This is a genomic window from Pseudomonas sp. W5-36, assembly GCF_046540455.1.
In the GTDB taxonomy this organism is placed as follows: domain Bacteria; phylum Pseudomonadota; class Gammaproteobacteria; order Pseudomonadales; family Pseudomonadaceae; genus Aquipseudomonas; species Aquipseudomonas graminis_B.
Genome location: NZ_JAXCIQ010000023.1, coordinates 59565 through 74494, shown reverse-complemented (window position 1 = coordinate 74494; position 14930 = coordinate 59565). Strand labels below are relative to the sequence as shown.

Here is a 14930-nt window from a genome sequence, read left to right as displayed (position 1 = left end):
CTTCCTCGAACAGGCCTTATACATAGATGCAACCGGGTAGCAGTGTTCGAAAAGCAGGTTGAATGTGGGGGCGAGTCCATACATAGGACCGGCTTTAGCCGGGAAGGCGTCGGAGGTCAGAACATAAAGCCCAGGGCGCACACGCTGCGTAAATGTCCTCCAAACCACCGTCATTCGATGATCTGCCGCAGCCCGAAGAGCAGCAAAAAATGCACCGGATAAATCAGGTACGCCCACCGCCGCATCGGCCACACCCCGAATGCCGGGCGCCCGCGAACAATCGCTAACCCCAACAGCGGTGCCAGCAGACAGGCCGTCAGGGCGCCGATGGAAATCGGGTCGCCCCACAGCATGCCATCGATGATTTTCGGCCACTCGTTGCTCAACAAGCAGACAATCCCCGGCACAATCGCCAGCCATAACGAGGTCCGCAACACGAGCACAAACGCCAGCGGCAGCAACACCCCATACATGCCGAACATCAACTGCGGTCCAAACAGCGCACCGATAACCAGGGCAGCGATCCCCAGCAGCCGCGCAGGCCATGACCGACTCATCCCGCCCTGCGCAACCAGCAAACCCAGCGCCAGCGTCGGCAATACATTGAGCGTCGTGACCTCACCCGCCATGTAAATCCGATAGGGCAGCTCCGCGATCACAGAAAACACGGCCAGCCAGGCCAGATATTTCCACTTGATCGACGAATCCACTTCGCGCCGGCAAGTGCGCACGACGTTCACCGCGATCGCCAGGCAGAACCAAGGGAATGCCAGGCGCCCCGGTACGTACAGCCAATTGGCGTGCCAGCCGACATAGCGCAGGTGGTCCATCACCATGCTCAGCATCGCCAGCCACTTGAGCAGGTCCAGCGCGCGATCACGCGCGGGTAAGGTCATTGATTTCGTTTCGGTCATATTGCTTCGCTGCCTGGCTGAATTTTCCGACGCAAGAATGCATGACCAAACCGATCAACTTTGGTTACAGTCGCAGGCTTCGATTACAGGGAACCGGCCATGTCAGACCAAAGCCAGCAGTTTGCCAGCGACAACTATTCGGGAATCTGCCCGGAGGCGTGGGCGGCCATGGATCAAGCCAACCACGGGCACCAGCGTGCCTATGGCGACGACCAGTGGACAGCGCGCGCGGCCGATCAATTCCGTCAGTTGTTCGAAACAGACTGCGAGGTGTTCTTCGCCTTCAACGGCACAGCGGCCAACTCCCTGGCGCTGTCATCCCTCTGCCAGAGTTACCACAGCGTCATTTGCTCGGAAACGGCTCACGTCGAAACGGACGAATGCGGCGCGCCGGAGTTCTTCTCCAACGGCTCCAAACTGCTGACCGCACGCAGCGAGAACGGCAAGCTGACACCCGCGTCCATTCGTGAAGTCGCGCTCAAACGCGCCGACATCCATTATCCGAAACCCCGAGTGGTCACGCTGACCCAAGCCACGGAAGTGGGCAGCGTGTATCAGCCGCAAGAGCTCGAAGCCATCAGCGAGACCTGCAAGGAGCTGGGCCTGAACCTGCACATGGACGGTGCCCGCTTCGCCAATGCCTGCGCGTTTCTGGGTTGCTCGCCTGCGGAGCTGACCTGGAAAGCCGGCGTTGATGTGCTGTGCTTCGGCGGCACCAAAAACGGCATGGCAGTGGGCGAGGCGATCCTGTTCTTCAATCACAAGCTCGCCGAAGACTTCGACTACCGCTGCAAACAGGCCGGGCAACTCGCCTCGAAGATGCGTTTTCTGTCGGCACCGTGGGTAGGTTTGCTGGAAAACGACGCCTGGCTCAAGCACGCACGCCACGCGAATAGCTGCGCGCAGTTGCTGGCGGATCTGGTCAAGGATATTCCCGGGGTGGAATTGATGTTCCCCGTGCAGGCCAACGGCGTTTTCCTGCAATTATCGGAAGCGGCCATTGCTGCGCTGACCGCACGAGGCTGGCGCTTCTACACCTTCATCGGCGTCGGTGGCGCGCGCTTCATGTGTTCGTGGGACACCGAAGAAGCCCGCGTAAGGGAGCTGGCAGCGGATATCAGGCTGGTGATGGGAAGCTGAAAACAGCTGGCCCGTCACCGGCAGGTTGCAGCCCATCAGCAGTCAGCGGATGGGCTGCACCGGCGCCTCACCCCTGAGCAATCACCTTCTCGATCACCTCGACCGTCGCGCTGACCTTGTCTTCATAACGGCTCAGCGCTTCGGCATGTTGTTGCTTGAGTTCGATCTGCTTTGAACACAGGTTCAACGCCGCCAGCACCAGCAAGCGGTCGCCGATCAGCGTCGGGTAACTGCGCTTGGTTTCGAACAGTGCCGATTTCAGCATCGACACAGCGTCCATCAAAGTCTGCTCTTGGCCGGCAGGTGCCTTGATCGTGTAGTCGTTGCCAAGGATGGAAATAACCTTGGCGCCGTCCTGATCGGTGATCATGCGTCAACCGCGCTGACGCTGGTGGCGCGATCGACCAACGCCTGAATACGCGCAGCCGTTGCACCCTGTTTCTCTTCCTGCTCCATCAGGCTCAACTGCAGACTGTCGTTGTCATCCCTGGCTTGTTTCAACTCTTCGGCGAGTTGTGCGTTCGTGTTCTGCAGCTCCTGATTGTGCTGTACCAGGTCACTGACGAGCTTTTCCAACTGGCTTAGGGATGCTTCCAACATTTTGATATCTCAGGCAAATTTCAAAGGGCGCGTACGATAAAGAAAAGTCACTTTAGCTACCAGTGAAATCAGGGCATTCATGCCACTACACCGACCAACAAGCATCTCCACAACTCTATTCCGCAAACGCATAGCGGCCCTGATTGACTCCATTTTCGCGATCTTGTTCCTGCTGCTCGTCAGGTCATCGACTGCGACATAACCGCGCAGCGCAGAGGAACGGCATCAAGTCCCCGTAAAGACGACCGATAAACGGTGCATCTCTGTCCCTTCTCACTTTCGCCTCGCATGGATCGCGGCCTCTCTGGAACCGTAATGTCCCTACGTAATTTGAATATAGCGCCCCGCGCTTTTCTTGGATTTGCCGTCATCGGCCTCCTGATGCTGATTCTGGGCGTGTTCGCTCTCTCGCAAATGAACAAAATCAACAACGCCAACGTCGCCATGGCCACCAAAAGCATGCCGAGCATCAAGGCGCTGGATAAATTGACCGAAGGCAGCATTCGCCTGCGTGTTCTGTCCTATCGCCTAATGCTGAACCGCGACCCCGACACGCTGCAGAAAACCACTGAATTGTTTGCCATGCGCAACAAGCAGATCGACGACGCCCGGACAATCTACGCCAAGATGATTTCCGCGCCCGAAGAGCAGTCGGCCTACGACCAGTACGTCAAGTTGCTCAACGACTACCGCCAGCTTGAAAGCCGTATGAAGACGCTGAGTCAGGCCAACGACATGACCGAGCTGACCCGTTTGCTCAGCGCCGATCTGCAGACCAACTCAGACCAGATGAACGTGGTGCTCGCCAAGCTGATTGAGATGAATACCCAACAGGTCAATGAAGCCAGTGCGACGGCCACTCAACAGTATTCGACCGCGTTCACGATGGTCGTCACGCTGCTGATCATTGCCACTGTGCTGACCGTGTTGTTCGCCTGGTTGCTCACCAACAGCATCACCCGACCTATCGCTTCGGCACTGAACGCCGCTGAAGACATTGCCGAAGGCGATCTGACGCGCACCATCAACGTGGACGGAACCGACGAAGCAGGCCGTTTGCTGGCCGCGATGCTGAAGATGCAGTCCAAGCTGCGCGACACCCTGCAGCGTATTTCCGGTTCGGCGACCCAGCTCGCTTCGGCCGCCGAAGAGCTGAACGCTGTCACCGACGAAAGCGCGCGTGGCCTGTCCCAGCAAAACGACGAAATCGAACAGGCCGCCACTGCGGTCAACCAAATGACCAGCGCCGTGGAAGAAGTCGCACGCAACGCTGTGAGCACCTCGGAAGCGTCGAAGAACGCTACGACGTCCGCCAGCGATGGCCGTGATCTGGTGCAGGAAACCGTCACCGCCATCGAACGCATGAGCACTGATGTGCAGAGCACCTCCACGTTGATCGGTAACCTGGCGGACGAATCCCGTGACATCGGCAAAGTGCTGGATGTGATCCGCGGTCTGGCGGACCAGACCAACCTGTTGGCCCTCAATGCCGCCATTGAAGCGGCCCGTGCGGGTGAAGCGGGTCGCGGGTTTGCTGTGGTCGCTGACGAAGTCCGCGCCCTCGCCCACCGCACTCAGCAGTCGACCAGCGAAATCGAGCGCATGATCGGCAGCATCCAGGGCGGTACCGAGCAGGCTGTGAACTCCATGCGCAGCAGCACTGAACGCGCCGAGTCCACCCTGAACATCGCCAAAGGCGCAGGCCTTGCGCTGGACACTATCAACAGCGCCGTTGTGGAAATCAATGAACGCAACCTGGTGATCGCCAGCGCGGCGGAAGAGCAGGCCCAGGTCGCTCGGGAAGTGGACCGCAACCTGGTCAACATCCGCGACCTGTCGACTCAATCTGCGACAGGTGCCAACCAGACCAGCGCAGCGAGCAACGAGCTGTCGCGCCTGGCCGTGGATTTGAACGGGATGGTTGCGCGCTTCAAGGTTTAACCGACGTTAAAGCGCCGACTCCACACCGAGTCGGCTCTTTAGGCCGCGGAGAGCGTTTGAGGACGGCGTCAGGCCTCAATACTCAATCCGGACATCCCCCTTCGGCACGCTGCAGCACGCCAGGATGTAGCCTTCGTCCACGTCGTCATCGGTGATGCCGCCGTTGTGTTCCATCTCGACCTCCCCGCTTAGCTTCATCACCTTGCACGTGCCGCAGATGCCCATGCCGCACGCCTTGGGAATCATCAGGCCAAGCTTGGCAGCCGCCGCATGGACGGTTTCGCCCGGCGCGACGCGGATACTCTTGCCGGTGTCGGTGAATTCAACCTGATTCAATTCAGCGACATCGAGATCCGGCGCATCGGCGGCCTGTTCGGCATGCTCCACGGCGTCGGCGCGGGCTTCCGGTGGCGTCGCGCCAAAGGATTCTTCGTGGTACTGCGCCATGTTGAAACCGTTGGCTTCAAGCAACCGCTTGACCGCACTCATGTACGGCGTCGGCCCGCAGCAGAACACCTCCCGCTCCATGAAATCCGGGGCCATCAGTTCGAGCATCTTCTGGTTCAGATAACCGCGATAACCTGCCCACGGCTCACCCAACCCGTGCTTTTCACAGACGATGTGCAGGGCGAAATTATTGATTCGCGACGCCATCTGCTCCAACTCGCGGTGGTAGATGATGTCTTTTGGCGAGCGCGAACTGTGCACGAAGACCATGTCGACGTTGGCGTTGGTGTCGTAGTACCAGCGTGCCATGGACATGACCGGCGTGATGCCGACGCCGCCGCTGAGGTAGAGGATTTTCGGGTTCGGGAAGTCGATGGCGTTGAACAGCCCCACCGGCCCGTGCACCGCCAGCTCCTGGCCTTCGTGCAGCGTGTCGTGCAGCCAGTTTGACACCTTGCCGCCGGGCACACGCTTGATGGTGATAGAAAAGCTATAGGGCACCGAAGGCGAACTGGAGATGGTGTACGAGCGCATGATTGGCACGCCGTCGATTTCCAGCTCCAGGGTGACGAACTGGCCGGGCTTGAAGAAGAACAGAATCGGCTGGTCGGCCATGAAGCAGAACGTGCGCACGTCCCAGGTTTCCTGGATCACTTTGACGACCCGCACCAGATGGCGGCCGTTGGCCCACGTCTGGGTGTTGACCGGGCTGAGGAAACTCTGGGACATACACACTCTCCACGGCCGACGGTCGGCCTCTCATGGTGGCGATTCTGCGTAACGCGCGAGCCGTCTATTTACCTATCAGCGACATTCACATACTTATGGCGACCAGCCCCGGTCTATAGGGGCCGGGCCGTCGGAAACGGATTCGGCCATGTCGCCCATGGATAAGGTTCAGGTCGCGCCCGGCTCCACACTCGCCATCAATTCATTACAGATTCTTTATCCATCGGCCTGGGCGTCAGAAATCACTGCCGCCTCGCGCGCTTCGCTACACACCCACCGTATCAGCCACATTCGTAGACTGCGCAAAGCGCGGCCTGAGGACTTGAAAGATGGACGTCACCGCAACTCTGAGCTTGGGCGATCCGCTGGAACCTGCGCGCAAGGCGACTGCCGAGATGCTGCACACCCGCGAGCGCACTTACTCGCTGCCGCAGCCTTTCTACAGCGATGAGCGGCTGTTTGAAATCGACATGCAGGAAATCTTTCAGAAAGAGTGGCTGATCGCGGGCATGAGCTGTGAAGTGCCGGCCAAAGGTAACTTCCTCACCCTGCAGATCGGCAAGAACCCGATCCTGGTCGTGCGCGGACCGGACGGCTCGATCAATGCGTTCCACAACGTCTGCCGCCACCGCGGTTCTCGCCTGTGCACCAAGGAAAAAGGCAAGGTCGCCAAGCTGGTTTGTCCATACCACCAGTGGACGTACGAACTCGACGGTCGCCTGCTGTACGCGGGCACCGAGATGGGTGCGGACTTCGACATGAAGGCGTTCGGCCTCAAGCCTGTGCACTGCAAAGTGGCGGGCGGTTACATTTTCATCAGCATGGCCAGCAACCCTCCGGCCATCGACGCGTTTCTGCAGACGCTGAATCACTACATGGAGCCGTACGATATGGAGAACACCAAGGTGGCGGTGCAAACCACCCTGGTCGAAAAAGCCAACTGGAAGCTGGTGCTGGAGAACAACCGCGAGTGCTACCACTGCAATGCGTCGCACCCCGAACTGCTAAACACCTTGCTGGAGTGGGACGACGTCACCGACCCGCGCGCCGACCAGGCCTTCAAGGACCACGTTGCAGCCTCCGCCGCCGCCTGGGAGGCCGAAAAAATCCCGTTCGCCCACGCCAGCTTTGGCCTGCGCAACCGCATCGTGCGCATGCCGCTGCTCAAAGGCACTGTTTCGATGACGATGGATGGCAAGCAAGGCAGCAAAAAGCTAATGGGGCGCATCCAGAACCCTGACCTGGGCTCGATGCGCATCCTGCACCTTCCCCACTCGTGGAACCACTGCATGGGCGACCACGTGATTGTGTTCACCGTGTGGCCGGTCAGCGCACAGGAAACCCTGGTCACCACCAAGTGGCTCGTCCACAAGGATGCTGTCGAGGGCGTGGACTACGATGTCGCTCGCCTGCGTGAAGTCTGGGACGCCACCAACGACCAGGACCGCCGCCTGGCCGAAGAAAACCAGCGCGGGATTAACTCCGTCGCTTACCAGCCGGGGCCGTATTCGAAAACGTACGAGTTCGGAGTGGTGAACTTCATCGACTGGTACAGCGCCAAATTACTGGAAAACATGGGCGCCGAGCCTGCTTCTTATCTGAAGGGGGTGGCGGTAAATCACGAGTAGGTTCTTACCTGGCGGGTTTGAGCTGACACCTTCGCGGGCAACCGCACTTCTACAGACATTCGAGCTGTAGGAGCGCGCTTGCCCGCGCTGCGTTTTGGGTGTCTGTGCGGAAGTTTTGAATAAAGGCACAGGAGGTCGTTCGCAGCTTTTTCGACTTATCAGCCACTGCCTCCTACAAAAAACCTGAGTTAAATCATAGAGTTATTCAGACCGACCTACGACACCACTAAAGCGGCCTACAGGAAGAACAGAAGTTTCACCTCAGCAATCGATGTGAATGACGATCAACGCCTGTTATCAGTACAGCACTCGTAGCAAATAATGGGGCTTTTTAAGCGCTCATCGACAGTGTGCTCCCTGAGGTACCTATGCGGATGATCGATTTTATCACCGAGACACTGAGGGCCAGGAAAAGACTGTTCATAAGCGCCACCGCACTTACCGTTCTATTGAAGCTGTCCACTCTAGCGCCAGCCCTATTGCTGGGAAAGATTATTGATAACCTCTCTGTCGTAGAAGATGTCACTTCAATTACCCTCAGCGATTTACTGGTTGTTCTTTGTGGCGCTGTGCTGCTGCAGTCCGTGTTGCACCCGCTTCAGACTTATCAAGTTGTGAAGCTCGTGCAGACAACTCTGGCAGATCTCTCTACCGAATGGTCCGAAAAAATACTGGGCAAGGAGTTTGAGCAATTTTCCTCCCTTCGGATTGGCGGCCTCATCAAATCCGTGGAACGAGGAATAACTGCCCACGAGAAGTTTCTGATTTTTTTCATCACATCAGGGTTGCCGCTGCTGATTGAACTGGCTTTGATCGCGATCATCTTTGCCTGCTTGGGCGGCGCACTGATGTTCACCACCCTGCTGGGTGTTTCTGTCGGCTACATCTTGCTCTACCACCAGCTGATCTGCTGGCGGCGTCCTTATCTGGTTGCCGTCAATGATGAAGAGGACAGGGTGTCGTCCAAGCTATTCGAAACCCTGCAGGCAGGCAAAATCCTGAAGCTCGAGCAGGCTTGCGGCCTCGCCATGAAACCGCTTCGCCAGAGCTACACAGAGTACGCACACGCGGCAACACGAGTGGCAAGTACCGGCGCTGTTCTCAGTTCGATCAAAGTGTTGTACATCGGGCTGTCCACGGCCGGGCTGCTTGCCTGGGGCGTCAGTGACCAGGCTTCCTTATCTCCACGCTTGTCTGTTGGGGAGCTGGTCGCCGTATTTTCGCTGGCTGGCATGTTTCTCAGTAATTGCAGCGCTTTGGCAGAGGCCTATCGGGCACTGGATCAGTTTTCGGTAGACAGACAGAGGCTTCTGAAAATCTTGTCACTGGAGGATCTTGTAGAGGTACCGCAAGAACCTTTACCTGAACCTTTATCAAGACTGGAATTGGTCGCAGTTGCTCAGGTAACGAACTGTAAGCTGCATTTCACGCCTGACCAATCCGTTGCGATCATCGGGCCCAGTGGTGCCGGCAAAAGCACGCTTTTAGACACGATGGCCGGAACGCTGAAAACACTCCGGCACGCCCTTTCCATAAATGGCAGGACATTACGAGGGTGCGACATTCAGACGTATCTGGATCGGGTTCGCTACTGTCCTCAAGACCCAGTGTTTCTTGAAGGCACATTCAAACACTCTGTGCTCTTTGATCAACCCATGTCAGACCACCTCCCCCGAATCCTTGACGATCTTGGCGTGGCACACCTGGCCGCCTACCGATCAATAGCTGAAGGCGCAGTAAACATTTCCGGAGGCGAAGCAAAGCGACTTTCACTGCTCCGGCTGATAAATCGCCCTGGAGATTTCAACTTGTTCGACGAGCCAACATCGGCTCTGGATCAGGAGACCGCCCAGGGTGTGTGGAGCACTCTGTTCGAGCACTTCCATAAAAGGGGGCTGGTGTGCGCTACCCACGACATGACTGCGCTGTCCCGTTTCGATCGTGTGATTGTGTTGAAAAACGGCGAGGTCATTGCAGACGGCCCCTGGAGCGAATTGCAAAACGACGGGGTCGTTGCACAGGCGCTGGCGTAGATACGAGTTTGCTGAATCGGACAATGACACTCTCCTACCTGCCTGCCGAATGAGGAGATTTACAACGCCATCAGGGTTGAAGATTTGGAGATATTCGCGCGACTGAATACTGCCCCGACTGTATTCAGCGCAAGTGGCTGATCACTTTTTGAGCAGATTGCTCAACCTACCGGATTCAGGGGCTCAAGCCTAACCGCGAACATGTTATCCACAGAAGCGCCAACAGCATATGTGCGTAAGTATGCCCAGCGCTGTGGACAAGCGTGGAATACGCTTGATAACGATGCCCAGAGAGACAAAAGGGCGCGCCAGAGGCATTATTGGTTAAAATCTGACCGCCGCTCCAGAGACCACGGATTACGTGGCCTACAGGGGATCACGAACATCTTATCCACACGCCCGCACACAGAGAATGTGGGTAAGAACAAGGACCGCGAGGCCTGGCGTGTGGAAAAAACCTATAAGAATCCGCGGGATAGAGCGATCAAAAATTGACCACCTGCTTGAAAGCCATAGAAAACAAGGTCTGTAGCAATGGCCGAACAGTTTATCCACAGGCGGATTAACAGCGATTGTGGGTATATGCACATGGACGTTTGGGCCGGTACGTTTAGGAAGCGTCTGACATCAAAGCCCCGGACGGCTCGCTACACTCAGCGCAAATCACCGGCGGCAAGGAGCACACTCATGCATCACTGGACACCGTTCTCACGCAAAGTCGTCATCGAGGCGAACAACAGGCTATCCAAACGTAAGCAAGGAGCCTCGTTCGCTCTGCCCAAAGAATTATTGGGCATTATCAGCTTTAAACCTAAGACTACGGAAGAAATCAGGGAAGCATTCCGATCGGCCTCCCGCAGGCTCCGGCAGGAGTGATTTCACATGATCGAAGAGCGCTACAACTACATCTTCAGCGAGTTAGTGAACGATGAGGACGACATACTCGGCCAACTGGCGTACTCGGTGTATAAACGGCAAAAAATCGAGTATATCCACGCGTTCAAAGAGAGAAACGGTACTGATCCGCTAGATTGCGATCTCGTTGCGTTCCACGACATCAGCAACAGCAGCTCGCAAATTGAAGCCTATCGAACCCAAGCGACCCGGCTGGCGACAAACTTCCTGGAGTCCTCACTGAGCACCGAAACGGAAGAGCTGGCAGCGTTTTACTCTTCAAGAGCCGCCAACGACATCCGCATGGCGCGGCCAGGGTTCTGGAAGGGGGCTGCGCAGAGCCTCGTTGGCTCGGGCTTGTTCACTTTACTTGTTGGGTGCCTCGTTTTCTTTGCATGGAGTTTGAAACAGGGACCACGTCAGGTTATTGAGCAGGTTTTCGACGTTGTGATTGTAGATGCAGATTCCAGAAGTCGAAAAATGCAGCCCGATACGCCTCAGTCGTGAACACCGAAAGGCGCCATTGTGACGCCTTTCGGTGTTCAACGAACCACCCCCTCTTCCACCAACAATTTCAAAATCGCCGCAGCCCCCTCCTGAGCAGTCACCCCTTTGAGCACCTGCCCACCGCCTCCGCTCGCTTTCGCCGTTGCGGCCTTCATGCGATCAGCGCCGCTCTTGGCTTTTATGACCTTCAGGCGCTTTGGCCGTGGCTTGGCGGGCGTTAACTCAGCCCCAGTGAACACTTCGTCGATGACTACTTCAATCTCTTCCACATCCAGCAAACCGCGCTGCGCCGGGCCGTAAGCGCTTTGCCGGGGTTTGGGTGCCGAGTTATCCACAGTCGCCAGAAATGGCAACCGGACTTTCAACCGGCGGCGCTGACCTCGGGGGAGCGCCTGCAGCACCTGAGCGCTGCCGTTGCTCATGGACTCGACCTCCGCCAAGCCCACCACTAGCGGCCAGCCGAGCCTTTCAGCCAGCAAATACGGAAGCATGCCGGACCCTTCGCCCGTCTCGGCCTGGCTACCGGTCAGCACCAACTGCACGCCCGACTCGCGAATGTAATCCGTAAGCCCTGGCACCGAGTCCGCGCCTGGCGGCTGAGCCAGCACGTGAAGCTCGTCCACGCCCATGCCCAGGTAGCCACGTAATGCAGGTTCTTCGGCGTCACCCGCGTGCAGTACGTGCAAGTTATCCCCAGCCAGTTGCAAACCCAGCTCTACGGCACGGGCATCCTGCTCAGCCCGACGCGGCCGTCCTGACGTCGGGTGCGCGCCAACGGAGACGAGGCTGATCACGTGCAGCGCACCTTTATCCACAGAGACACCCATTTCAGGCTGCATCGCGCTTCTCCCCGATCCGGTAGGTGTCGACCGCCTCAATCAGCGCTTCGAGAATGGCAGAGCTCTCGCCGATCACTGACAGATCGGCGCGCTTGATCATGTCGCAGGTGGGGTCGAGATTGATGGCCACCACCTTGTCGCAGGCGCCAATGCCCTGTAGATGCTGGATCGCACCGGAGATCCCGACCGCCACGTATACCCGGGCGGTGACCCAGGTACCGGACGCACCGACCTGACGATCCCGGGTCATGAAGCCATCGTCAACGGCCACTCGGGATGCGCCTTCGGTGGCGCCCAGCGCGACGGCGGTACGGTGAAACAATGACCAATCCTTGATCCCGTTGCCACCCGAAAATATGAACTCAGCTTCAGACATGGGGATAAGTGCCGGATCGACCGCCACGGCACCGAGGTCCTCGATGCGCGGCAAGCTGCGTGCAACAGCTGTGGATAACTCTACGGGCAGTACTTCGTGCCGGGTCTCACTGACCGATTCGGCGCATTCGGCCTGGGCGAGGATCAAGCGTGACACGGGACGAGACAGGTCATGCCCACCAGCGCCTGCGCGGCCGATGCACCGTTCACCAGCGACTTGCCACACTCGTGTCGACGGTCGCTCACCCAGACTGGCCGCAAAGCGGCGTCCCAACTCTCCCCCGCCGTTTCTGCTGTCGGGCAGCAACCAGTGATGGGGGTCGAACTGGTTATCCACAGCTCGCAAACCTTGCACACGCTGCTCGGGGGAATAACCAGTGAACGCGCTGCCTTCCAGTATCAACAGACGATCGACGCCTGCAGTGTCGAACGCCGTCTCTTTGTGCTCGCCAAAAATCACCGCCAGGACGGCGCCCTCGTTGCCAGCCAGACCATGGGCCAAGCCCAGCAAGTCGCGGTCATGGCTGCTCAGACGGCCGCCGACCATGTCGGGAACGACAGCGATGTAGAAAGAGGGCTCGGCAATCTGGTGCAGCGGTAACTGCGCTTCGACCATTGCCGAGCGTTTAATCGCGCCGCCTTGCTGCGCACCGCTTCGATCAATGCGTTTGACGCCGTTGGGACCGATAAAACCGATGCCATGCACGTTTTTACGCAGCACACCGTTGGGCCCCATCCAGCTGGCTTGAGCCGGTTGCATGGCCGCGTGCAGCGGATGCAACCGGTTACGTGCGATCCATTCGGCACGTGGGTCACGGCGGATAATGTCGCTCATCAATGCGCCTCCGCAGGTTCACGTCGGGCCGCTGCCAGTTTTGCAGGCGCGGTTTCTTCAAGCAGTGCTTCAGCTACCAGCTCGGCGATGTCCTTGATCATCGGCCGTGGCTCGACCACGCCTTCAAGCATCGCGGTGCACTGTGGACAACCCACAGCCACCAGCTCGGCGCCCGTCTCGCGGATGTCATCCATGCGCATGTCGGGGATCCGTTGCTTGCCCGGAATGTCGGTGATCGGCGCGCCACCGCCGCCGCCGCAGCAGCGTGAGCGGAATCCGGACCGGACCATTTCCTTGACCTCGATGCCCAGCGCACGCAGCACATCGCGCGGCGCCTGGTACTCGCCGTTGTAACGGCCGAGGTAGCACGGATCGTGATAGGTGACGCTGGCGCCTTTGTGCTGACCCAGATTCAACGCGCCGTTGACTATCAGCTCGGCCAGATACGTGCTGTGGTGCTGTACGACGTAGTGCCCCCCGAACGCACCGTATTCGTTTTTCAGCACATGAAAGCTGTGGGGGTCGCAGGTGACGATGCGCTTGAAGTTGTACTGCGCCAGCGTCTGGATGTTGCGTCTGGCGAGCGTCTGGAACGTTGCTTCATCGCCCAGACGACGAGCCACATCGCCGCTGTCGCGTTCCTCCAGCCCCAGCACGGCGAAGTCGACCTTGGCCGCTTTCAGCACTTTGACGAAGGCGCGCAAGGTGCGCTGATTGCGCATGTCGAACGCGCCATCGCCGACCCAGAACAGCACGTCCACGGCCTTCTTGTGGCTCATGACGTCAAGGTTCAGGTCTGCCGCCCAGTTCATGCGTCCGCCCGGCGCGAAGCCGCCTGGGTTGTCGGTCGCGATTAGGTTTTCCAGGACCTCGGCGCCCTTGTTGGGGGTGGCGCCTTTTTCGAGGGTCAGATGCCGGCGCATGTCGACGATGGCGTCCACGTGCTCGATCATCATTGGGCATTCTTCCACGCAGGCCCGACAGGTCGTGCACGACCACAGGGTGTCGGCGTCGACCAGCCCGTTGACGATGGGTTGATGGGGGTTGCCGCCATGTTCGCCGATAGGCTTGCCCTGGCCGTCGAGGGACGGATAAGGGCTGCCGGCGAAGTTTGCATCGGTGCCGCCCGCCAGGCCGACGACCATGTCCTGAATCAGTTTTTTCGGGTTCAGCGGCTGGCCGGCAGCGAAGGCCGGGCACGCAGCTTCGCACTTGCCGCACTGCACGCACGCATCGAAACCGAGCAGCTGATTCCAGGTGAAGTCCTTGGGTTTCTCCACGCCCAGCGGCGCGGTTTTGTCCTTCAGATCGAGGGGCTTCAGCCCTGTCGAGCGGCCTCCGCCGAAGCGCTCGGGACGGCGGTGCCAGGCCAGGTGCAGCGCGCCGGCGAACGCGTGTTTCATCGGGCCGCCCCAGGTCATGCCGAGGAACAATTCGCAGACGCCCCACAGCACGCCAATCCCAAGAATGATCGCCAGTAACCAGCCACCGAAGTTCGCAGGCAGAACGCCCGCAACCGGCAACGTGACGATAAAGAACGAGCCCGAGAACGCCAGCAGGCTTTTCGGCAGGCGCATCCACGGGCCTTTCGACAACCGACTCGGCGGGTTGCGACGACGCAGGTACATGAAGATTGCGCCCACGAACATCACGGCGGACATCAGCAACAGCGCGTAGCCGAGGACCCGGTTATGCCAGCCAAACCCGTGAACCAGAATCGCAAGCACGATCGACGCAACCGCCCCGCCCGCCGTAGCCACGTGGGTATTGGCGATGTATTTGTCCCGGGCGACGACGTGGTGCAGATCGACCATGTAGCGCTTGGGCATGGCCAGCAACCCGCCGAGCAGATCGACCTTGGCGGCACGCCCGTTGCGCCACAGGCTCATCCGCCGCAACGCGCCAAGAACCGCAAGGCCCAGGGCAGCGAAGAGCAGGATGGGAAGAAGGGTGTTTAGCATGTGGAGCTCCCAAAGACTCAGGGTCTTGCAGGTCGGGATGCCTTACTCGATTCCTGTAGGAGTGAGCTTGCTCGCGAAGCCGGACTG

The 14930-nt window shown here is 58.7% G+C and carries 13 protein-coding genes; 6 read left to right on the top strand and 7 right to left on the bottom strand.

Going from position 1 to position 14930, the window contains the following annotated elements; translation table 11 throughout:
* Window positions 1–170 precede the first annotated feature (170 nt).
* On the bottom strand, window positions 171–896 hold the full coding sequence (locus tag SLW74_RS25015; RefSeq protein ID WP_410930433.1) for a TraX family protein: 726 nt from the start codon (window positions 894–896) through the stop codon (window positions 171–173).
* Window positions 897–1013: 117 nt separating this feature from the next.
* Between SLW74_RS25015 and SLW74_RS25010 the strand changes: the two genes are divergently transcribed.
* On the top strand, window positions 1014–2054 hold the full coding sequence (locus SLW74_RS25010) for a threonine aldolase family protein (protein ID WP_296311304.1): 1041 nt from the start codon (window positions 1014–1016) through the stop codon (window positions 2052–2054).
* A 67-nt stretch (window positions 2055–2121) separates the two neighbouring features.
* Here SLW74_RS25010 and SLW74_RS25005 read toward each other — a convergent pair whose 3' ends face one another.
* The gene (locus SLW74_RS25005; RefSeq protein WP_065991262.1) at window positions 2122–2424 is read right to left on the bottom strand and encodes a cell division protein ZapA; all 303 of its coding nucleotides are present in this window, start codon (window positions 2422–2424) and stop codon (window positions 2122–2124) included.
* Window positions 2421–2654 carry a hypothetical protein gene (locus tag SLW74_RS25000; protein WP_065991261.1) on the bottom strand — a complete coding sequence of 78 codons (234 nt, stop codon included), beginning with the start codon at window positions 2652–2654 and terminating at the stop codon, window positions 2421–2423. The genes SLW74_RS25005 and SLW74_RS25000 overlap by 4 nt, the downstream gene beginning before the upstream one ends.
* A gap of 315 nt (window positions 2655–2969) precedes the next feature.
* On the opposite strand from SLW74_RS25000, the gene SLW74_RS24995 reads away from it, so the two are divergent.
* Window positions 2970–4595 carry a methyl-accepting chemotaxis protein gene (locus SLW74_RS24995; RefSeq protein ID WP_192134994.1) on the top strand — a complete coding sequence of 542 codons (1626 nt, stop codon included), beginning with the start codon at window positions 2970–2972 and terminating at the stop codon, window positions 4593–4595.
* Window positions 4596–4670: 75 nt separating this feature from the next.
* Here SLW74_RS24995 and gbcB read toward each other — a convergent pair whose 3' ends face one another.
* Window positions 4671–5771, bottom strand: coding sequence for a glycine-betaine demethylase subunit GbcB (gbcB, locus tag SLW74_RS24990; protein ID WP_065991259.1), 1101 nt, complete (start codon window positions 5769–5771; stop codon window positions 4671–4673).
* A 329-nt stretch (window positions 5772–6100) separates the two neighbouring features.
* Here gbcB and gbcA point away from each other — a divergent pair, with 329 nt between their 5' ends.
* From gbcA to SLW74_RS24970, 4 genes are all read left to right on the top strand, one after another.
* Window positions 6101–7399 carry a glycine-betaine demethylase subunit GbcA gene (gbcA, locus tag SLW74_RS24985; protein WP_410930432.1) on the top strand — a complete coding sequence of 433 codons (1299 nt, stop codon included), beginning with the start codon at window positions 6101–6103 and terminating at the stop codon, window positions 7397–7399.
* A gap of 374 nt (window positions 7400–7773) precedes the next feature.
* Window positions 7774–9432 (top strand): ATP-binding cassette domain-containing protein, encoded by a 1659-nt coding sequence (locus SLW74_RS24980; protein ID WP_410930431.1) that lies wholly within the window; start codon window positions 7774–7776, stop codon window positions 9430–9432.
* A gap of 687 nt (window positions 9433–10119) precedes the next feature.
* Window positions 10120–10308, top strand: a complete 189-nt coding sequence (locus SLW74_RS24975; protein ID WP_065991257.1) for a hypothetical protein — start codon at window positions 10120–10122, stop codon at window positions 10306–10308.
* Between the two features lie 6 nt (window positions 10309–10314).
* Entirely contained in the window at window positions 10315–10833 is a 519-nt protein-coding gene (locus tag SLW74_RS24970; protein WP_065991256.1) for a hypothetical protein, read from the top strand.
* Window positions 10834–10868: 35 nt separating this feature from the next.
* Here SLW74_RS24970 and SLW74_RS24965 read toward each other — a convergent pair whose 3' ends face one another.
* From SLW74_RS24965 to dgcB, 3 genes are read right to left on the bottom strand one after another with little or no spacing between them, the layout of a single operon-like run.
* Window positions 10869–11672, bottom strand: coding sequence for an electron transfer flavoprotein subunit beta (locus tag SLW74_RS24965; protein WP_410930430.1), 804 nt, complete (start codon window positions 11670–11672; stop codon window positions 10869–10871).
* Window positions 11662–12882: an electron transfer flavoprotein subunit alpha/FixB family protein gene (locus SLW74_RS24960; protein WP_410930429.1), complete on the bottom strand. Its 1221-nt coding sequence runs from the start codon at window positions 12880–12882 to the stop codon at window positions 11662–11664. The genes SLW74_RS24965 and SLW74_RS24960 overlap by 11 nt, the downstream gene beginning before the upstream one ends.
* Window positions 12882–14843, bottom strand: coding sequence for a dimethylglycine demethylation protein DgcB (dgcB, locus tag SLW74_RS24955; RefSeq protein ID WP_410930428.1), 1962 nt, complete (start codon window positions 14841–14843; stop codon window positions 12882–12884). Before dgcB ends, SLW74_RS24960 begins: the two co-directional genes overlap by 1 nt.
* Between the last annotated feature and the right edge of the window lie 87 nt (window positions 14844–14930).

Excerpts from the sequence above, each read along its gene's own strand:
- SLW74_RS25015 (WP_410930433.1), bottom strand. The coding sequence starts at position 896 with ATGACCTTACCCGCGCGTGATCGCGCGCTGGACCTGCTCAAGTGGCTG.
- SLW74_RS25010 (WP_296311304.1), top strand. The coding sequence starts at position 1,014 with ATGTCAGACCAAAGCCAGCAGTTTGCCAGCGACAACTATTCGGGAATC.
- SLW74_RS25005 (WP_065991262.1), bottom strand. The coding sequence starts at position 2,424 with ATGATCACCGATCAGGACGGCGCCAAGGTTATTTCCATCCTTGGCAAC.
- SLW74_RS25000 (WP_065991261.1), bottom strand. The coding sequence starts at position 2,654 with ATGTTGGAAGCATCCCTAAGCCAGTTGGAAAAGCTCGTCAGTGACCTG.
- SLW74_RS24995 (WP_192134994.1), top strand. The coding sequence starts at position 2,970 with ATGTCCCTACGTAATTTGAATATAGCGCCCCGCGCTTTTCTTGGATTT.
- gbcB (WP_065991259.1), bottom strand. The coding sequence starts at position 5,771 with ATGTCCCAGAGTTTCCTCAGCCCGGTCAACACCCAGACGTGGGCCAAC.
- gbcA (WP_410930432.1), top strand. The coding sequence starts at position 6,101 with ATGGACGTCACCGCAACTCTGAGCTTGGGCGATCCGCTGGAACCTGCG.
- SLW74_RS24980 (WP_410930431.1), top strand. The coding sequence starts at position 7,774 with ATGATCGATTTTATCACCGAGACACTGAGGGCCAGGAAAAGACTGTTC.
- SLW74_RS24975 (WP_065991257.1), top strand. The coding sequence starts at position 10,120 with ATGCATCACTGGACACCGTTCTCACGCAAAGTCGTCATCGAGGCGAAC.
- SLW74_RS24970 (WP_065991256.1), top strand. The coding sequence starts at position 10,315 with ATGATCGAAGAGCGCTACAACTACATCTTCAGCGAGTTAGTGAACGAT.
- SLW74_RS24965 (WP_410930430.1), bottom strand. The coding sequence starts at position 11,672 with ATGCAGCCTGAAATGGGTGTCTCTGTGGATAAAGGTGCGCTGCACGTG.
- SLW74_RS24960 (WP_410930429.1), bottom strand. The coding sequence starts at position 12,882 with ATGAGCGACATTATCCGCCGTGACCCACGTGCCGAATGGATCGCACGT.
- dgcB (WP_410930428.1), bottom strand. The coding sequence starts at position 14,843 with ATGCTAAACACCCTTCTTCCCATCCTGCTCTTCGCTGCCCTGGGCCTT.